Source organism: Modestobacter italicus, assembly GCF_000306785.1.
GTDB lineage: Bacteria > Actinomycetota > Actinomycetes > Mycobacteriales > Geodermatophilaceae > Modestobacter > Modestobacter italicus.
The window spans coordinates 3,725,885-3,741,372 of sequence record NC_017955.1; the positions used below are offsets into that span (position 1 = coordinate 3,725,885).

Below are 15,488 nucleotides of genomic sequence, written 5' to 3' on the forward strand. Positions count from 1 at the left end.
CGGCGATCAGGACCTTCACCACTGCCCCCGCTGGTTGCCGCCGGGGGCGGCGCTGGTCGGCGTGGTGATCGCTTCGTTGGTGTCGGTCAGCGAGAGGTCGATCGACGTGCGGACGGTCTGCACCTTCGCGACGTGGTTGCCGACCAACCAGAGGGCCCGGCCCCTGGCTGCGGCGGCCCAGTCGGTGACGATCCGCTCGGCCATCGGGCTCAGGCCGAGCAGTTGGGAGAGCTCGTCTCCGACCTGGTCGTCCTGGCCGAGCAGCACCTTGGTGGCGCAGAGGTGCAGCAGGTCCTTGGCGATCGCGACTGCCTGGCTGCCGGCGTCCCCGATGGTGAGCATGTCTGAGGGCTTGTGTGCGACGACGACCTGGATGCACCCGTCGTTGCGGGACAGGCGCAGGTCGGCGTCCAGTGACTTGACCGCCTCCGCGCCGAGCCGCATCTGCTTCCAGCACTCGTCGCGGATGATGATGCGCAGGTCGCCGGGCTCGGCCAGCTGGGTCATCGCCCGGCCCCAGGAGTTGAGGCACGTCAGCGCCACTCCCACGGCCTCGTCGCCGAGCGGGTCCAGACGTGACAGGGACAACGACTGGATCGGCGCCTGCCAGTCGACCGCGATGGTGGTCGGCGCATCGAACAGCCCAGCCAGGTGCCCGGTGACCAGTGCCCCCAGGGCGTCCCGCAGCGGGCGAGTCTCGTCGAGGAACTGCTGTGTGCTGGCGTATCGGCAGGCGTCGACGAGTTCGTCGCTCGGTACCCGCAGCGCCTGCCACAGCAGCGGGATGGTGATCTCACGCATCCGGTCGGCGCCGTCGGCGTAGCCGGTCAGGTCACGGATCACCTGCCCGACCGCCGTCTCGGCGGTCGGACCGAACGGCACGTGCTGCGACCCGACCAGACCGCGGATGAGCAGCAGCCACCGCGCGAACACCATCGCCGCCCGCCGACGCGCCTCTGCGCCGGGCAACCGCGTCCAGTCGTTGCCGAGTGGGCCGAAGTCCAACGGGTTGATGCGAGCGGGGAGGCCGTGACCCACCGCGTGCGGCTCGACCTGCAGCGCCTGGCACAGCGGCTCGTACTCGTCCTTGACGTCGCCGAGGACCAACGTCCGGTAGCCGTAGGCCATCTGCCGCAGCGCGAACATCTTGACCGTGCCGGACTTCCCGCGACCGGGTGCGCCAAAGAAGATCATGTTCGGGTTGGTGACACCGGCGACGCCGTTCAGCGTCCAGCCGATCGGATCAGCCGAAAAGGCGCCGCCGGAGAGGTGGTCGATGCCCAGGAGCGCGCCGGCGGGCGGCAATCCGCCGCCGGCGATCAGCGGCCACACGCCACCGACCTGCTCGGACGTCATCCGGTAGACTGCGAGCGGTGCGGGAACGGCCGCCCAGCCCGCTGCCCGCCCGGTCCGGCCCCGCCGGCCGACCGACGAGCTGAAGGGCAGGACTTGCATCGAGCGGAGCGCTGTCACGGGCGCCGCAGGCAGCTGGTGCCCGAAGTCGTGCACCAGCTGGGCCACTCCCCTGCCCGCGGCGCTGCGCCGTCCGCTCACCGTGCACCCCGACGACGAGGCAACCCGATGCCGAGCGGGATGCAGGCGGCAGCGAACGCTGAGTCCTGTGCCAGGTCCAGTCGGAGCGGCGTGAACCCGCTCCCGGTGATGCTCGCCTCCAGACGACGCCCGTAGTCGGTGATCGACCATGTGCCCGGGACCGTGACCGAGACGGCGAGGGCGACGCGGACGAGGGCGCTCCCCTCGGACAGCCGGGCGTCCTGTCCTTCGACCCGCGCCGAGTCGCGACGGTGCGCCGCCCGCACCCGGAACCCGCCCCGGAGCCGCATCTCCGTCGCCAGCTCGGAGCTCATCGACTCGTTGCCGATCAAGCGGTCGGCCTTGGTCGCGCTGATCGGTTCGAAGAACACCGTGGCGCACCGCCGCTCCCCCGCGTTCGTCGGCGCGAGCGCTGGCGCCAGTGCGCCCATGACAGCCCCCTTGTCCGGCAGCAGGACGGTGCACGTGGCCGAGTGCCACGCGTCGTGCACGTAGTGACGGCGCTCGGGTGGCGGTGCGGCGCTGGGGCCGGCAGCCGCCATCGGTAGTGCGGCCGCGACCCGCGGATCGACGCTCCCGGCCAGTTCCGCGGCCGTGAGCCCGGCCCGGTCGCCCGGGGCGAAGCCGGTGCGGATCGCGGCCGCCAGGCCTGCGGCGTCGAGCCAGGTGACGCTCGTGCACCCGACAGGTCCGGTCAGGCGCGCTTCGATCTCGCCCATCACCCCGTGCAGGACGCGAGCCCGGCCGTCGACACCGCCACCGGCTTCCTTGGCCTGACGGCTGATCCGACGCTCCCGGACGACGACCGTCACGAACGCCTCGTGGCGGACGCCTGCCTGGCTCATCGTCTGGGCGAGCTCGGCAGTGACGGCCATGGCCAGCGGCGGGGCGTCGGGCCGCAGGTGCGCCCGCTGCCAGGCAATGAGTTCCGCGCCGTCATCGGGCAGCGTGCGGACCTGCAGAGCGAGGACCGACACGAGATCCGTGGTCGCCGCGGCCTCGAGCAGCTCCGCCAGCCCAGCGCCCATCCTCGCCCGGGCGGGCGCCTCGGACAGCCCGATGCCGGGATGGGCGATCTGCGCGACCACGGCCCAGGTCTGCTCCCTGGTGTCGGAGACGACGACCGGACGGACCATGAGCGGTCCGAACGGCGGCCCGTCGTGGGTGCGTATCCCGGACAGCACTCCCGGCAGGTCGGCCTCCTCGAGTTCCGCCGCCGTGCCCGCTGCCGCGTGCGCCTGCCAGTCGGTCCACCCCAAGGCGGACCCGAACGCGTGGTGCGCCCAGTCGAGGCACCAGCGGAGGGCAGAGCGGCCGCGGACGGGCACGGCCACCAGGACGACGAGCACCGCCCAGACCGGGGTCCACCCCAGCGCGGTCATCCAGCGGTGGGATCCCGCGGCCAGCAGCAGTGGCAGCCCGGTCAGGCCGATCGCGACCCACGTCGTGCCACTGAGGCCGCCGAACCAAGCGGGCCTGTCCGTCGACCATGATCCGTAGCGGATCGGTCCCGCCTGCTGGGTCACAGTGCCACCGCCGCAGCGGCGGCCTCGGGGCCGGCGGACGCCGCGCCGTCCCGCGCCCAGGCCGTCAGCCCCCCGCCCGGGGGCAGCGGCGGGACCGGCAGGGCCGGTGTCCCGGTTCCCCCGTCTAACGCCGGCCCGCCACCGCGCGGTGGCATGGTGCCGGCGATGCCTGCGCGGACGGCGTTCCCACCGCCGCTCGGTCGACGTCCGCCCTGGCTGGCCGGCGGCGTCCGGTAGCCGGGATGCCCGACCCCGGTGGATGCCAGCACGTCCGAGGCGACGTCGACCGCCCGATGGGCCGTGGCAGCCGTGGCGCCGACCCCGGCAGCGGCCACTGAGCCGACCGTCCCGAGGACGGAGGCGAGCCGGCCCGCGGACTGGCTCTCGGCGGTGGCCTCCCCGTGCGAGCGGCCGTCCCCGCTGCTCTGCGACGCGGCCCCGCTGCCGACTGGGTGCCGACCGCCGGCCAGGACGCCGGACAAGCCACCCGCCTGTCCCCAGGAGTGGCGCAACGCAGCTCCCGAGGAGCTACCCGGGTCCACGAAGGCGAGGAGCCGGAAGACCACCAGCGGGCACACCGCACCGATGGCGACCAGGACCGCGCCGATGACGGCCGTGCCCGCCGCCTGGGCGGTGGAGTCGCCGTTGCCGGCGACCACCCCGGCCGACAGCTGCACCCCGATGCCGAGCACGAGTGCCGCCATGGGGGCGATGAGCAGGCAGGAGAAGAACCACCGCAGGCTCTTCCAGAACCACGACTTGGTGCTGTCGCTGACCAGCCCGGCGGCGGCGATCGGCGCGGTGGCGATGAGGACGATCAGCGCCGCCTCGCGGACCAGCATGACGATGACGTAGAGGAAGGCGGCGGGCACGACGAGGAGCAGCGACGAGAAGCCGAGGACGGTGGCTGCCGTGGTGTCGACGACCTCACGGGGCCAGGTGCTGCTCAAGTCGACGTCCGACAGGCTGTCCACGTTCAGCATCGCGTTCAGGACGCCGCGGGAGAGCCCCGCCGCGGCAGCCACCAGGCCGCCGGCCACACCGAGGTAGCCCACCCAGACCAGCCCGAACTGGGCGACCCCGATGACCACGCGGCCCAGTGACCGCCCATCGCGACGGATCAGCGCCGCGGTCAGCTGGACGAACATCATCGTCCCGGCGACCGACGCACCGAACCACAGCGTCGTCGGCAGTACCGCCCCCATCGGGCCTTCTGCGGAGACGTCCGGTGTGGTGAAGGCGTCGATCACCTTGAAGGACAGCGTCAGCAGCCAGAGCCCTGCCGACCAGATGCTGATCATCGCCGACTTCCAGACGTCGGCGGCCGCCGCCGACGCGGCGTCGCCGAGCCAGTTCATCGGGTTGAGGTCGACGGCCACGACGTCCTCACCCATGACGGAGGTCCCGGTAGCCGACCTCGATGGCCAAGTCGGTGCCCGGCCACACGGACGGCGGCACGGCAGGTTCAGCGCCGGCCCCGATGAGCCAACGGTCGGTCCGCCAGACCATGCGCTGGCAGTCGGCGATCCCTCCCCGAGCGGTCTGGTTGAGCGTCAGGTCGAGCTCGAAGTCGACGCAGGGGACGACGAAGTCGGGTCCGACCACTCCCTTGATCTGTCCCATGAGGGGGGTGAAGACGATCGCCAGCTCCGGTGAGCCCCCGCCGGACAGCCCGGCGGCACTCAGCACCGTGCGCATCGCCTGGACCCCGGACCAGCTGGTGGTCGACGGTCCACCGGGCACTGCCCAGGCGCTGATCACGGCACGGGCGCCGTTCATCGATCCGGACTGCATGGCGGTCTGGTCGATGGCGGCCAACTGAGCCATGGCCCCTTCCGGCGTGTGCGGGAACCCGGTGGGCACCCCAGCGGGACCGACCTCGGTGGCCGGCGGCAGGACGATGGGCGGACCGGGGTCGCGCTCCGAGACGTGCCCCGGCCGGGACGCCGACAGGGGCACCGCCGGCATCGGTCGGGCGGCCAGCAATTCCTCTGCCTCGCGGGCGGAGGTCGTGCCCACCGGGTCAGGCGCGGCCGTGGTCACCGCCGGATCGGTTGTCGGCCTGCTGGCCGCGCGGCCTTCGGAGGGGTGCAACGCATGGGTGACGGCAATGACCAGACCAGCGATCAGCAGGAGGACCGTGCCGGCCGCCGCGACGAGGAGCGCCACCAACCTGGGCAACGACCACCGTGCGTCAGCGGGGATGCGGTTTGCTCGACGGCGGCGCATCAGCAGCCGGTCCCGACGATCGACAGCACGATGACGTACCCGACGACGTAGAGGATCGCGCCGACCAGGCAGATCAGGATCCCGTCCATGCCCAGGCGGGCGCCGCGGGGATGGTGGGTGACCCGGCCCCAGATGAGCATCCCGACGCTGGCGAAGAAGCAGATGCCCAGGATGGCGAGCACGCCCCACTTGACCCAGGACTGGATCTGGTCGGCGTAGACCTGGACCCCTGGTGGAGCAGCGGGGCAGACAGCGGCCGCCGCCAGGGTGTCCGCGAAGCGTGCGGTCATCGGTGAGCTCCTCGTGAGGGCATGGCGGCGGTGGGCTGTGTCGTGCCGGTGGCGGTCAACTCGACGAGCACGCCACCGGCCGCGCGGACCGCCTTGGGCAGCGGGTCGGCGGTGAGGCCGGTGAGGCCGAGGTGCCGGTCCAGAGGGACGGCGACGACGCGGCCGGCGTCCCGCAGGGCACGGAGCCGAGGTCCGAGTCCGGCGGTCACCTCACCCGGCCAGCGGGAAGAACCGATTGCGGCGACCGCCAGGGGTTGCTCGGCCAGCAGTCCGAGCAGGTGCTCGGTCAGCCGGATTCCTGGCACGGTCGGCCGACAGACGACGACGGTGCAGCGGAGGTCGTCGGGGAGCTCGTTCCAGCGCCCGTCGAGGAGCCCGAGGTCGACGACGGTGGCCCCGTGACAAGAACGAGGGGGCGCCGGCCATCGCTCGATGTCCGCGTCGGTCGCCCGGCGGTCGATGACGACGTCACCCCGCTGCCCGCGCCGCCATGAGTCATCGGCGTTGCAGCCCAGCTCTGCCGAGGCGGCGGCGACCATGCCGGAGCAGTAGGGCGGCGCTGCCTCGATCAGGTGCACACCGCGACCCGTGTCGGCTGCCGCATCCGCGATCGCCAGGGCCACGGTGGAGGCGCCCGCCCCGGCGTGCGCGGCTGCGACAGTGACCCAGCCGGTCAGCGTCCGGCTCTTGTCACCCCGGGCGCGCTCCGATTCTCGGGTGCCGTCACCCCGAGCTGTGGCCACTGCAGACGCGGTGTCTCCCCCACTGCGCGACCGTGCCCGGCGCGCTCTCTCCGGGCGCCGCTTCGGCGACGGGGCGGCGCGATGCCGTGGAGTGGTGGACGGGACGGTCGAGGTCGACCGCGGGTTCGGCTCCGGTGGGGTCGGCGGTTGTGGCTGCGCTCGGAGGTCGCGGAGCGCCTGCTGCACCTCGGCGACAGAGAGCAGGCGGGGACTGGTCCCGGGACCTGCGTGCCTGAGGTCGGCTTTTGGTGCGTCCGTCTGCCCGGACGTCGGAGCGCTCACGCCACGGCTGCCAGGTACTCGGCGGCGATCCCGCGCAGGGCGGCCAGCGTGCGGGTGCGCCGGCGGTAGAGCGTGCGCGTCGAGATGCCGTGCTTGGTGGCGACGATCGAGTCGCCGCCGCGCCGACCGCCGTCGCGCATGTGCTCGGTCTCCACGAGCAGTGCGACGTCAGCGGGGCTCACCCCGGATCGCACCGCCCACTGCAGCAGGTCGATGAGGTCGAGGTCCTCCGCTGCTTCGCCTGCGCTGGCCGCGGCGAGGCGGGTGACGTCTCCGTCGGCGGTGAGGAACTCGCCTCGTTCCGGGTGGTAGCGGCTCCTCGGGCGCAGCTCAGCGAGCACCGCGCGTCGCGTCTCGGCGCGCAGGTTCGCGGCCACTGCTCGTGTCCGACGACGCCAGGGGTAGCGCCGGATCTGGCAGGCGAGCTCACCGACGACGACGGCGACGATGTCCGGGCTCAGGTCACGGAGCTGGCCGGCCATCGACCAGACCAGGCTGCTGAGCAGGTGCAGCAGGAGCGCGAGTGCGTCGTCGTCGTAGCCGCCGTCGACAGCGGCCAGCCGCACGAGCGCAGCGAGTACTGCGTCACTGCGCTCGTGCCCTGCCCGCTCGGAGCAAGCGACCAGGACGTCGTCCGCAGTGGCCACCCCTGCGAGGGATGGCTCGGTCTCCGCCCAGCGGGTCAGGACGTCGCCGTCCAGGCGTGCGACGAGCGCCGGCCAGCTTCCGGCGATGGTGGGGTCGTTGAACATCTTCAGGTCCTCCGGCGTCAGTGCGATGCCGTCGACACTCCGGAGAGACGTTCACGGTGTTGTCACTCCCTCAGTCCAGAGACGTTCCGGTGGGCGTCACCCAAGGCACCGGTCTGTCGGGGTGACAGTCAGCCCCGGGGATGGTGCGGCTGGTCGATCGAGGCGCATTTGTCTCTCGATCGGGGCAGCCCTGTCTCTCGTGTTCGCAGCAGGGCTCCCCACGTCGACCGGCGGCGCTCGTGCGAACAGTCGTGAGCCAAGAGCGCAACCATCTGACGTCGCACTGCCCGCCCGGGAGACGGAATGCGTGCCGCACACGTCTGCGCGTCATGCAGTCACCGCAGGTCTGGCCGCCGCATCGTGCAGGGGCCACGGAGCGAGGCGACCAGCGTCACGCCGTCCGACAGATCGAGACCGCAGGCGGGCAACCTCATGAGCCCGGACACGTCTGTGGGGCTGGTTGTCGGCGGAGGGATCGGTATGAGGACAGCGGTGCCCACAGGCGCCGGGAGGCCAGCGTCCATCGACGGTGTGTTCGCGGCAGAGTGGCTCGGCAGGCTGCGCTCGCCGCGCTCCTCGTGGACGACCGGGCCACCGCGGAAGACGTCGTTCAGGACGCCTTCACCGGTCTGTACCGGCACTGGGACAGCCTCGCAGGGCCCGAGCGAGCGGGCGCCTACCTCCGACGGCCGTGGTCAACGGCTGTCGCTCGGCGTTGCGTCGACGACGTACCGCCAGGTCTTGGCGCGCACCACACGCCGTGCCGACGGCCTCGGCCGAGGAAGAGGCGCTGCTCGGAGAGCAACGCCGGGAGGTACTGGCCGCCGGGCAGGCGCTGCCTCCCAGGCAACGGGAGGTGGTCGTCCTGCGCTACTGGTCGCACCTCGGCGAAGCCGAGACCGCCGAGGTGCTCGGCATCTCGCGGGGCACGGTGAAGTCCACCACCAGCCGAGCGCTGAGAGCGGTGGAGAAGGCACTGGAGCAGAGGAGGGACGACCGGTGAACCACATCGAAGAACGACTGGCCGACGCGCTGGCGGCTCGCGCCGAGCTCGTGACCGATGAGCCGCCCGTGCGGGCGACCTGTGAGTCAGCCACGTCACTGCGTCGGCGTCCGGGGCGCCGAGTGCTCATGGGAGCCGTCGTTGCCCCAGAGGACCGGCGTAGACGGCTGGATCGATGAACTCGGCGCCGAAGGTGATCCCGACGCCGTGCCGATCGACTATTCGGGGAGCCTGCCACCCAACACCTACGCCGCTCTCGCTGCCATGCCGACCGACCCCGCAGAGCTGTTGGAGCAGGTCCGCTCCGATGTCGTTGCACACGGGGGCGATGGATCCGATCGGGAGGTCTTCCAACGCATCGGCGGTGATCTTGTCGGCGAGTCGATCGCCCCACCGACCGTGGTGGCCGCGCGCTACCGGGCGGCGGCACTCATCCCTGGGGTCGTCGTCGTGCCGGACGCCGTTGACGCTGCTGGACGGCACGGCGTCGCCGTTGGCTACGAGGACACGGCGATTGGCCGGCGGTACGAGTACATCTTCGATGACACGACCTTCAGCTACCTGGGGGCCCGCAGTTACCTGACGAGGAACACCACGCTGGGACCCGTGGGCACGCTGACCAGTATTTCTGCGGTGCTGGAGCGCGGAGCGTCTGACGCGGTCCGCCAGGTGCCGGACGCGGATCACCTGCTGCGATGACCGTTGGAGGAACCAGGGCCAACTCTGGCGGCGCCCCTTCGCCACCACCTTTGCAGGCGATGTCGATGCGCCGGCCCATGGCTGCCGACGTCGACGGCGCTCGCTCGCGCCATGTCAATCAGCGCTACCGCAGGCGCCAGACGTACGCAGCGATGTCAGGGGCTGCCATCGGCCTGACTGGTACGCCTCGCCGCCATGTCAGGCTCGCGCAGCTGCCATGTCGGGGTCGCGGAGCTGCGATTCGCGATGACGACCTCGTGTGCGGCCGACGCTGACGGGCCGCCGGTATGGCTGGGACCGCGACGATGAAGACGAGCCTGGTTGCCACCCGGTCAACACGTGGGTGGCTGTCCGGGCGCCTGTACCTCAGTCATGCCGACAGCGCGACGAACTCCCCGCCCGCCGCCACCGCCACGTCTGGCCCGAAGAGTTCGCCTGGCGAGTGCGCCCCCGGGCGCCCCTCTCCGCGCGCCAGCCGCAGCGCCACCTCGGCAGTCGCTGCAGCGGTGAAGTCCAGCGCGTCCTCCGCCCGCAGCCAGCCGACCCGCTCCGCCCCGTCCCGCCACGACACCCGGGCTCGCGCCCACGAGTGCACCCGCGGGCGGACCGCCGCCCGGACCGGTACACGGGCGAGCCCGCGGACCGTCAGCCGGGTCAGCCCGGGCACCCGGAGCACCAGCCCCAGCGCCGGGATCAGCCGGGTGACCGGGCCGGTCGGCGCCATCGCCGAGGCCGCCACCACCGACGTCGCGCCGCTCCCCCGCCACGCCGTCAGCAACTCGCCGCTGGGCAGGCTGCCGGTGGTCACCTCGTCGCCGTCCGGCGTGCTGAACCGGTCGGCCGCCGACCCCACCCGGTCCCGCGTCAGCCGCCCGCGCGCGACCCGGAACCCGCCGGCGGGCAACCCGCCGAGGATGCTCCCGGCCAGCGCCGTCCCCACCGTGCCCGCCTCCATCGCGACCGAGGGCACCGCGTCGACCCGCACCAGCGCCGGCACCGGCTGCCCGGCGCAGACGTGCAGCAGCGCGCTCTCGGTGGCCAGCGCGCCGAAGCCGGCCGCCGTGACGAACACCCGGCCGGTCGCCGCCGCCTCGGCGTCCAGGTCGAGCACCGCCTGCACCGCGGCCAGCTCGTTGGCCACGTCGACGTAGTGCGTGCCCGGTGGGCAGGCGCGGGCCACCCGCACCGCGGTCTCGTCGAACGGGCCGACCGTGTTGACCACCACCGCCGGGGCCTCCTGAGCCAGCCGGGCCAGCACCTCGTCCAGCGAGCCGGCGACCACCCGGGCGTGCCCGAGAGCGGTCAGTCGCGTGTGGTCGCGGCCCACCGGCACCACCGGCGCCCCGGCGGCCGCCAGGCGGGCGACCACCGCCCGGCCGGTGCGGCCGGTCGCGCCCAGGACCCAGATGTCGCTCACCATGACAGCTCCCCTCCGGCCGCCGTCCCAGTGACGACATGCCGTGTCATCACCCTAGCGAATGATGACACGGCATGTCATCGCCGTAGGCTGAGCCGCATGGCGCGATGGGAACCGGGCGCGCGGGAGCGGCTGGAGCAGGCGGCGCTGGAGCTGTTCGGCGAGCAGGGGTTCGCCGACACGACGGTCCCGCAGATCGCCGCGCGCGCCGGGCTCACCACCCGCACCTTCTTCCGGCACTTCGCCGACAAGCGCGAGGTCCTCTTCGCCGGCGAGGACGACGTCCCGCAGCTGGTCGCGGGCTACCTGGCGCAGGCCCCCGCGGACGAGACACCGATGCAGCTCATCGCCCGCGGCCTACCGGTGATGGCGACGAGGCTCTTCGACGGCCGGCGTGACCAGTTGCAGAACCGGCACAGGGTCGTTGCGCAGGACGACGGCCTCCGCGAGCGCGACCTGCACAAGCGCGCGGCGCTGTCCGACCAGATCCGCGCCGCGTTCCAGGCCCGCGGCGTCGACCCGCTGACCTCGACCCTCACCGCCGAGCTCGCTGTCACCGTCATGCACACCTCACTGACCCGCTGGCTCGCCCGGAACGACGACCGTGCCCTCGCCGACATCGTCACCGACACCCTGACCGCGCTGCGCACGCTGGCCTCGGACGTCTAGTACTCGGCCAGGCCTCGTTGACTGACGTGGCCCGTCGTAGCCCTGTTGAAGGTGTCCCCAAGTCGACGCAGCTGCGCCCGGAGCAACGAGTCCACTGCTTGATGCACCACTGACCCACAGCCACCAGCATGTTGACGGATTGCTCTCAGGGCATACGCCGCGTCCGGACGCAGCTGCACCGCCGTCGACTGCCTACCCCCAGGCCGACGACGGCGGTACAGGTCCTGCGGTCGATCAGGCGGCAGTGAACCCGGCCCGGTCGACCTTGCGGTGGAAGCGCTCGCCGAGCTTGCCGCCCAGGACGGCGCCGATCAGGGTGACGACCAGGACCGCGGCCAGGGCGATGATCCCGGCGGTCGTGGCGGTGCCCTCGTCGACCGGGATGCGCGGCAGGTTCAGCTGGGAAAGCACGTTGTACTTCGAACCGGCCACGGCGCCGACGACCGCGAGGACGACGACGACCAGCAGGCCGATCAGCCACACGGCCAGACCCTGCCGGGCACCGTCGAAGCGGGACATCCGCCCGGCGACGTAGCCACCGGCCAGGTAGGCGAGGAACAGCACGACCAGCAGGGCGATCCCGCCACCCAGGCCGATGCCGCCGGCGTTGGCGGTGGCCTCATCGGCCGAGGGGACACCCTGGGTCAGCCCGATGGCGACGCCCGCGGCGGAGACCAGCGCGATCAGCAGCACGGCCAGGCCGTTCGCCGACAGCCAGCCGAAGAAGGCCGCGCCCCACTTGATGCCACCGAAGCGCTCGTGCTGCGCGGCGACGGCGTCCCGGGCGGCGCCCTTGCTGGCGCGGGCACCCTTGCCGGTCATGGCGTGCGACGTTGCCCTCTGAGCGCCGGTCGTACTCGCAGAATCCGGTGGCCTGGTGGCCATGGTGCCTCCAAAGAGGGGAACTGGGGCAGCGCCGGTGGCGAGCTAACCGGACGGTCTGCCGATCGCGGGGCGTGCTTGCCCAGCCGGTCGCCGGTGATCGCGATCAGCTGGATGGACGGGACGGAGGGGCCGGTCGCCCGGCCCCTCCGTCTGATTCAGCGCTTGCGGTTGATGTCCGTGACGCCGTCCGTGTCGGCCTCGATCTGCTCCTTGCGGACCGTGTCGGTGACCGTCTCCTGCTCGGTGACGGTGTCGACGTCCAGCCGGACGCGCTCGACCGGGACGGCCTCCTTGGCCACCACGGGGCGCTCGGCGTGCAGGATCACCTCGTGCTCCTCCTCGGAGATGGCCGGGCCGTCGAGGGCGTTGCCGACGTTGGCGTCGGTGATCGGCTCGCGCTCGATCCGGACCTCCTCGTGGGAGACCGGGACCGTGGTCGTCACGTTCTCGGTGACGACGTACTTGCGCAGGCGGGCGCGGCCGGCCTCGACGGTCTGCGTGCCGACGCGGAGCTGCTCCTCGGAGCGGGTCATCGCGTTGTCGGTGGTCGGGCCGGAGGTGTCGTGGCCGACGGTGCCGTGGCGGTTGGTGTCGGTGTCGGTCCGCGTGGTGTCCGTGTCGGTGTACCCGGCGGTGCGCGTGGTGTCGGTGTCGGTGTAGCCGGCGGTGCCGGTGCCCACGCCGTAGTAGCGGTAGAGCTCCTCCTCCTCGGCGGGGGAGAGGTGGCCGGAGTCGGCGTCGATGCGGGGGGCGTCCTTGACCTTGGCCTTGTCGTAGGGGACGCGTAGCGTGCCGTCGGCGACGGTGGCGTCGGCCAGCGGGACGAAGGTCTCCTTGTTGCCGAACAGGCCGGTGCTGACGGTGGCCCACTCGGGGCTGCCGGTCTGGTCGTCCAGGTAGACCTGGCCGACCTTGCCGAGCTTGTCGCCGTCGCTGTCCACGGCGTTGCTGCCGATGATGGCGCTGATGTCCTGCTGGGTGATCATGGGCGTCTCCTCCTGCGTGTTGATGATCTGCGTTAGGTGGCTGAAGGTCTCGCCGTGCTGCGCGTTGACCGCCGGATTGCTTGTGCCCGCTTGTTTACGACGTAAACGGAGGTTGTTCGAGAGCTGACAGCCTGTGCGATTCCGCTTCGCCACCGGGCGATAGTCCCTCGGGCGAGGTCATCGACAGCCCCGGCCGAGGTCGGCGACTCAACAGCCGCCCAGCTGGTCCAGTCACTGTCTGCAGAGCGTTTTCGAAGTCCACGGCCGACTTGTCCAGCCACTGCAGCCGCTGGGTTCGCAGCAGGCGGGGCTACCCGAGTGCAGCCCGCCGTCAGCGCCAGCCCCCGCGCGCGCCGACGACCCACTCGTCAACACCCACTGTCCCAACGAAACCGAGCCTCGTGGACGTCCTCAACGACGCCCCGGCAGCCTCGTGCTGCAGGACATGGCGGGCGTCAACGGCATCGCCGGCATCCTGGCCATCGGCCCCACCGACTCAAGGACCCATGACGCTTCTCCGGTCAACGTCAGCCATGCCGACCCGCTACATCGACCGGTCGCAACGCACTCGCGGCGGTGAGGCTGTGGCGAGCGTCACGATCGACCAGGTCGCTGGTTCCGCGGCCGACAGAGTGGACCCAAGGAAGACCGTCTACGGCACCGTCTGGTGGGTCCTGCGCACCGTCATCGTGACGATACTGGCCGTACGTGCCCGGCCGCTGCGCTCCATCTGGCTGGCGCCGAAGGCCGTGGCGCTCTACGCCGCCCCACCATCGATGGCCTACGGCAGGGACCGTGTAGGTCTGCAAGACGGCTACGTCGTCTACGTCCTCTTCAAGACCCCGCCATCGACGCCCTCACCTACCAGTTCGTCCTAGCCTGTCCACGTTGCTCACCGTCTCGCCTGAGCGTCCCTGGCGGTCCATGGGGACTGCCCAGGGTTCGGTTGACTCCTTGCCTGTGAGACCTCGGGTCTCGCTGGAAGGATCAGCATCGTGCCCAAGCCGTTCCCCAAGGAGTTCCGGCGGGACGTGATCGCGGTGGCCCGGCAGGGCGACCAGTCGATCGCGCAGGTCGCCAAGAGCTTTGGGATCTCTGAGTCCTGCCTGCAACGCTGGCTGAAGATCGCCGACCGCGACGACGGCCTCACCACCGGGACGTCCTCGATGTCCACCTCGAGCGCCGGCCTCGACCTGGAGGCCGAGAACCGCGAGCTGCGCAAGCGAGCCAAGCAGCTGGAGCAGGAGAACGAGATCCTGCGCCGGGCGACCGCGTACTTCGCCCGCGACGTGCTCCCAAAATGATGTACCCGCTGGTCCAAGACCTCGCCGCCGAGAAGATCCCTGTCGCGGTGACCTGCCGGGTGCTCGGCTTCTCCAAGCAGGCGTTCTACAAGTGGCAGGCCAATCCGGTGAGCCAGCGCGATTGGGACGACGCGCACCTGATCAATGCCGCGATCGACATCCACCACGACGACCCAGAGTTCGGCTACCGGTTCATCGCCGACGAGCTCGCCGGCCAGGGTCTGCGGGCCTCGCGCAACCGGGTCAACCGGCTCTGCTCGTCGCAGCGGCTGTGGTCGGTGCACTCGCGCAAGCGCGGGCTCAATCGCAAGCCTGGACCGCCGGTGCACGACGATCTCGTGCTGCGCGACTTCACCGCCGAAGCGCCCAACGAGCTGTGGCTCACCGACATCACCGAGCACCCCACCGCCGAGGGCAAGCTCTACCTCTGCGCGGTCAAAGACGCCTGCTCCAAGCGGATCGTCGGCTACTCCATCGACGCCCGGATGACATCCGAGCTGGCGGTCAACGCGCTGGCCAACGCCCTACGCGCTGCGCAGTGGCGTCGGCACGATCGTGCATTCCGACCGCGGCAGCCAATTCCGCTCCCACGCCTACGTCAGAGCCCTGCGCGACGCCCAGTTGCGCGGCTCGATGGGCCGGGTCGGTGCCTGCGCGGACAACGCCGCCATGGAGTCGTTCTTCAGCCTGCTGCAGAAGAACGTGCTGAACCGCCAGCGCTGGGCCACCCGCGAGGAGCTACGCCTGGCGATCGTCGTCGTCTGGATCGAGAAGACCTACCACCGCCGCCGGCGCCAAGACACCCTCGGCCGCATGACCCCCATCGAGTTCGAGACACTGACCCAAGCCGCTCACGCGGCCTGATCGCCCCTACCAATCAGAGTCAACTGAAGTGTGGGCAGTCCCATGTGGGTGATGACCTGACATCGGCAGGAACGCATCAGCTATGGAAAGCCTCAGGTATGGCGTCGTTCGGCAGCCAGCCCTTCGAGCATGTGCTGCAGTGTGGCGTGCCCCTTGGAGATAGACGGCTGCTCACTGCCCTCCCGAGAGGTGCGCACCCCGGTCACCACCTGATCTGTGGTCGATGCTCCTCGATTCTGGTGTGGGATCAGTGCCCCATGGAACCGCCGGCACCGCTCCTGCAGT

At 71.4% G+C, this 15,488-nt stretch carries 14 protein-coding genes and 2 pseudogenes; 6 read left to right on the forward strand and 10 right to left on the reverse strand.

Annotation, left to right across the window (positions count from 1 at the left end; translation table 11 throughout):
* Positions 1-15: 15 nt before the first annotated feature.
* The 7 genes from MODMU_RS17760 to MODMU_RS17790 form a co-directional block, all read right to left on the reverse strand.
* Positions 16-1,509: an ATP-binding protein gene (locus MODMU_RS17760; RefSeq protein ID WP_231851665.1), complete on the reverse strand. Its 1,494-nt coding sequence runs from the start codon at positions 1,507-1,509 to the stop codon at positions 16-18.
* 41 nt (positions 1,510-1,550) lie between these two features.
* On the reverse strand, positions 1,551-3,080 hold the full coding sequence (locus MODMU_RS17765; protein WP_014741717.1) for an SCO6880 family protein: 1,530 nt from the start codon (positions 3,078-3,080) through the stop codon (positions 1,551-1,553).
* Positions 3,077-4,474: a type IV secretion system protein gene (locus MODMU_RS17770; RefSeq protein ID WP_014741718.1), complete on the reverse strand. Its 1,398-nt coding sequence runs from the start codon at positions 4,472-4,474 to the stop codon at positions 3,077-3,079. Before MODMU_RS17770 ends, MODMU_RS17765 begins: the two co-directional genes overlap by 4 nt.
* Entirely contained in the window at positions 4,467-5,249 is a 783-nt protein-coding gene (locus tag MODMU_RS17775; RefSeq protein WP_231851667.1) for a hypothetical protein, read from the reverse strand. Before MODMU_RS17775 ends, MODMU_RS17770 begins: the two co-directional genes overlap by 8 nt.
* Before the next feature lie 59 nt (positions 5,250-5,308).
* On the reverse strand, positions 5,309-5,599 hold the full coding sequence (locus tag MODMU_RS17780; protein WP_014741720.1) for a hypothetical protein: 291 nt from the start codon (positions 5,597-5,599) through the stop codon (positions 5,309-5,311).
* Positions 5,596-6,342, reverse strand: a complete 747-nt coding sequence (locus tag MODMU_RS17785) for a hypothetical protein (RefSeq protein ID WP_014741721.1) — start codon at positions 6,340-6,342, stop codon at positions 5,596-5,598. The genes MODMU_RS17780 and MODMU_RS17785 overlap by 4 nt, the downstream gene beginning before the upstream one ends.
* A 278-nt stretch (positions 6,343-6,620) precedes the next feature.
* Entirely contained in the window at positions 6,621-7,376 is a 756-nt protein-coding gene (locus MODMU_RS17790; protein WP_014741722.1) for a hypothetical protein, read from the reverse strand.
* Between the two features lie 329 nt (positions 7,377-7,705).
* Here MODMU_RS17790 and MODMU_RS30360 point away from each other — a divergent pair.
* The 3 genes and pseudogenes from MODMU_RS30360 to MODMU_RS17800 all read left to right on the forward strand — a co-directional run.
* Positions 7,706-8,053 (forward strand): annotated as a pseudogene (locus tag MODMU_RS30360) (sigma factor); the annotation flags it as partial.
* An 83-nt stretch (positions 8,054-8,136) separates the two neighbouring features.
* On the forward strand, positions 8,137-8,379 hold the full coding sequence (locus MODMU_RS29660) for a sigma-70 family RNA polymerase sigma factor (protein ID WP_014741725.1): 243 nt from the start codon (positions 8,137-8,139) through the stop codon (positions 8,377-8,379).
* A gap of 57 nt (positions 8,380-8,436) precedes the next feature.
* Positions 8,437-9,078 (forward strand): CU044_5270 family protein, encoded by a 642-nt coding sequence (locus MODMU_RS17800; RefSeq protein WP_269454034.1) that lies wholly within the window; start codon positions 8,437-8,439, stop codon positions 9,076-9,078.
* 370 nt (positions 9,079-9,448) lie between these two features.
* Here the strand turns inward: MODMU_RS17800 and MODMU_RS17805 are convergent, their stop codons facing one another.
* Positions 9,449-10,498, reverse strand: coding sequence for a saccharopine dehydrogenase family protein (locus MODMU_RS17805; RefSeq protein WP_014741727.1), 1,050 nt, complete (start codon positions 10,496-10,498; stop codon positions 9,449-9,451).
* A gap of 96 nt (positions 10,499-10,594) precedes the next feature.
* Here MODMU_RS17805 and MODMU_RS17810 point away from each other — a divergent pair, with 96 nt between their 5' ends.
* Positions 10,595-11,164, forward strand: a complete 570-nt coding sequence (locus MODMU_RS17810; protein ID WP_014741728.1) for a TetR/AcrR family transcriptional regulator — start codon at positions 10,595-10,597, stop codon at positions 11,162-11,164.
* Positions 11,165-11,398: 234 nt separating this feature from the next.
* Here MODMU_RS17810 and MODMU_RS17815 read toward each other — a convergent pair whose 3' ends face one another.
* Together MODMU_RS17815 and MODMU_RS17820 are read right to left on the reverse strand one after the other, a co-directional pair.
* On the reverse strand, positions 11,399-11,986 hold the full coding sequence (locus MODMU_RS17815) for a hypothetical protein (RefSeq protein WP_231851668.1): 588 nt from the start codon (positions 11,984-11,986) through the stop codon (positions 11,399-11,401).
* Between the two features lie 218 nt (positions 11,987-12,204).
* Positions 12,205-13,035 (reverse strand): DUF2382 domain-containing protein, encoded by an 831-nt coding sequence (locus tag MODMU_RS17820; RefSeq protein WP_014741731.1) that lies wholly within the window; start codon positions 13,033-13,035, stop codon positions 12,205-12,207.
* A gap of 533 nt (positions 13,036-13,568) precedes the next feature.
* Here MODMU_RS17820 and MODMU_RS17825 point away from each other — a divergent pair.
* Together MODMU_RS17825 and MODMU_RS17835 are read left to right on the forward strand one after the other, a co-directional pair.
* Positions 13,569-13,913, forward strand: a complete 345-nt coding sequence (locus MODMU_RS17825) for a hypothetical protein (RefSeq protein ID WP_014741734.1) — start codon at positions 13,569-13,571, stop codon at positions 13,911-13,913.
* A 117-nt stretch (positions 13,914-14,030) separates the two neighbouring features.
* Positions 14,031-15,203 (forward strand): annotated as a pseudogene (locus MODMU_RS17835) (IS3 family transposase).
* The last annotated feature ends 285 nt before the right edge of the window (positions 15,204-15,488 follow it).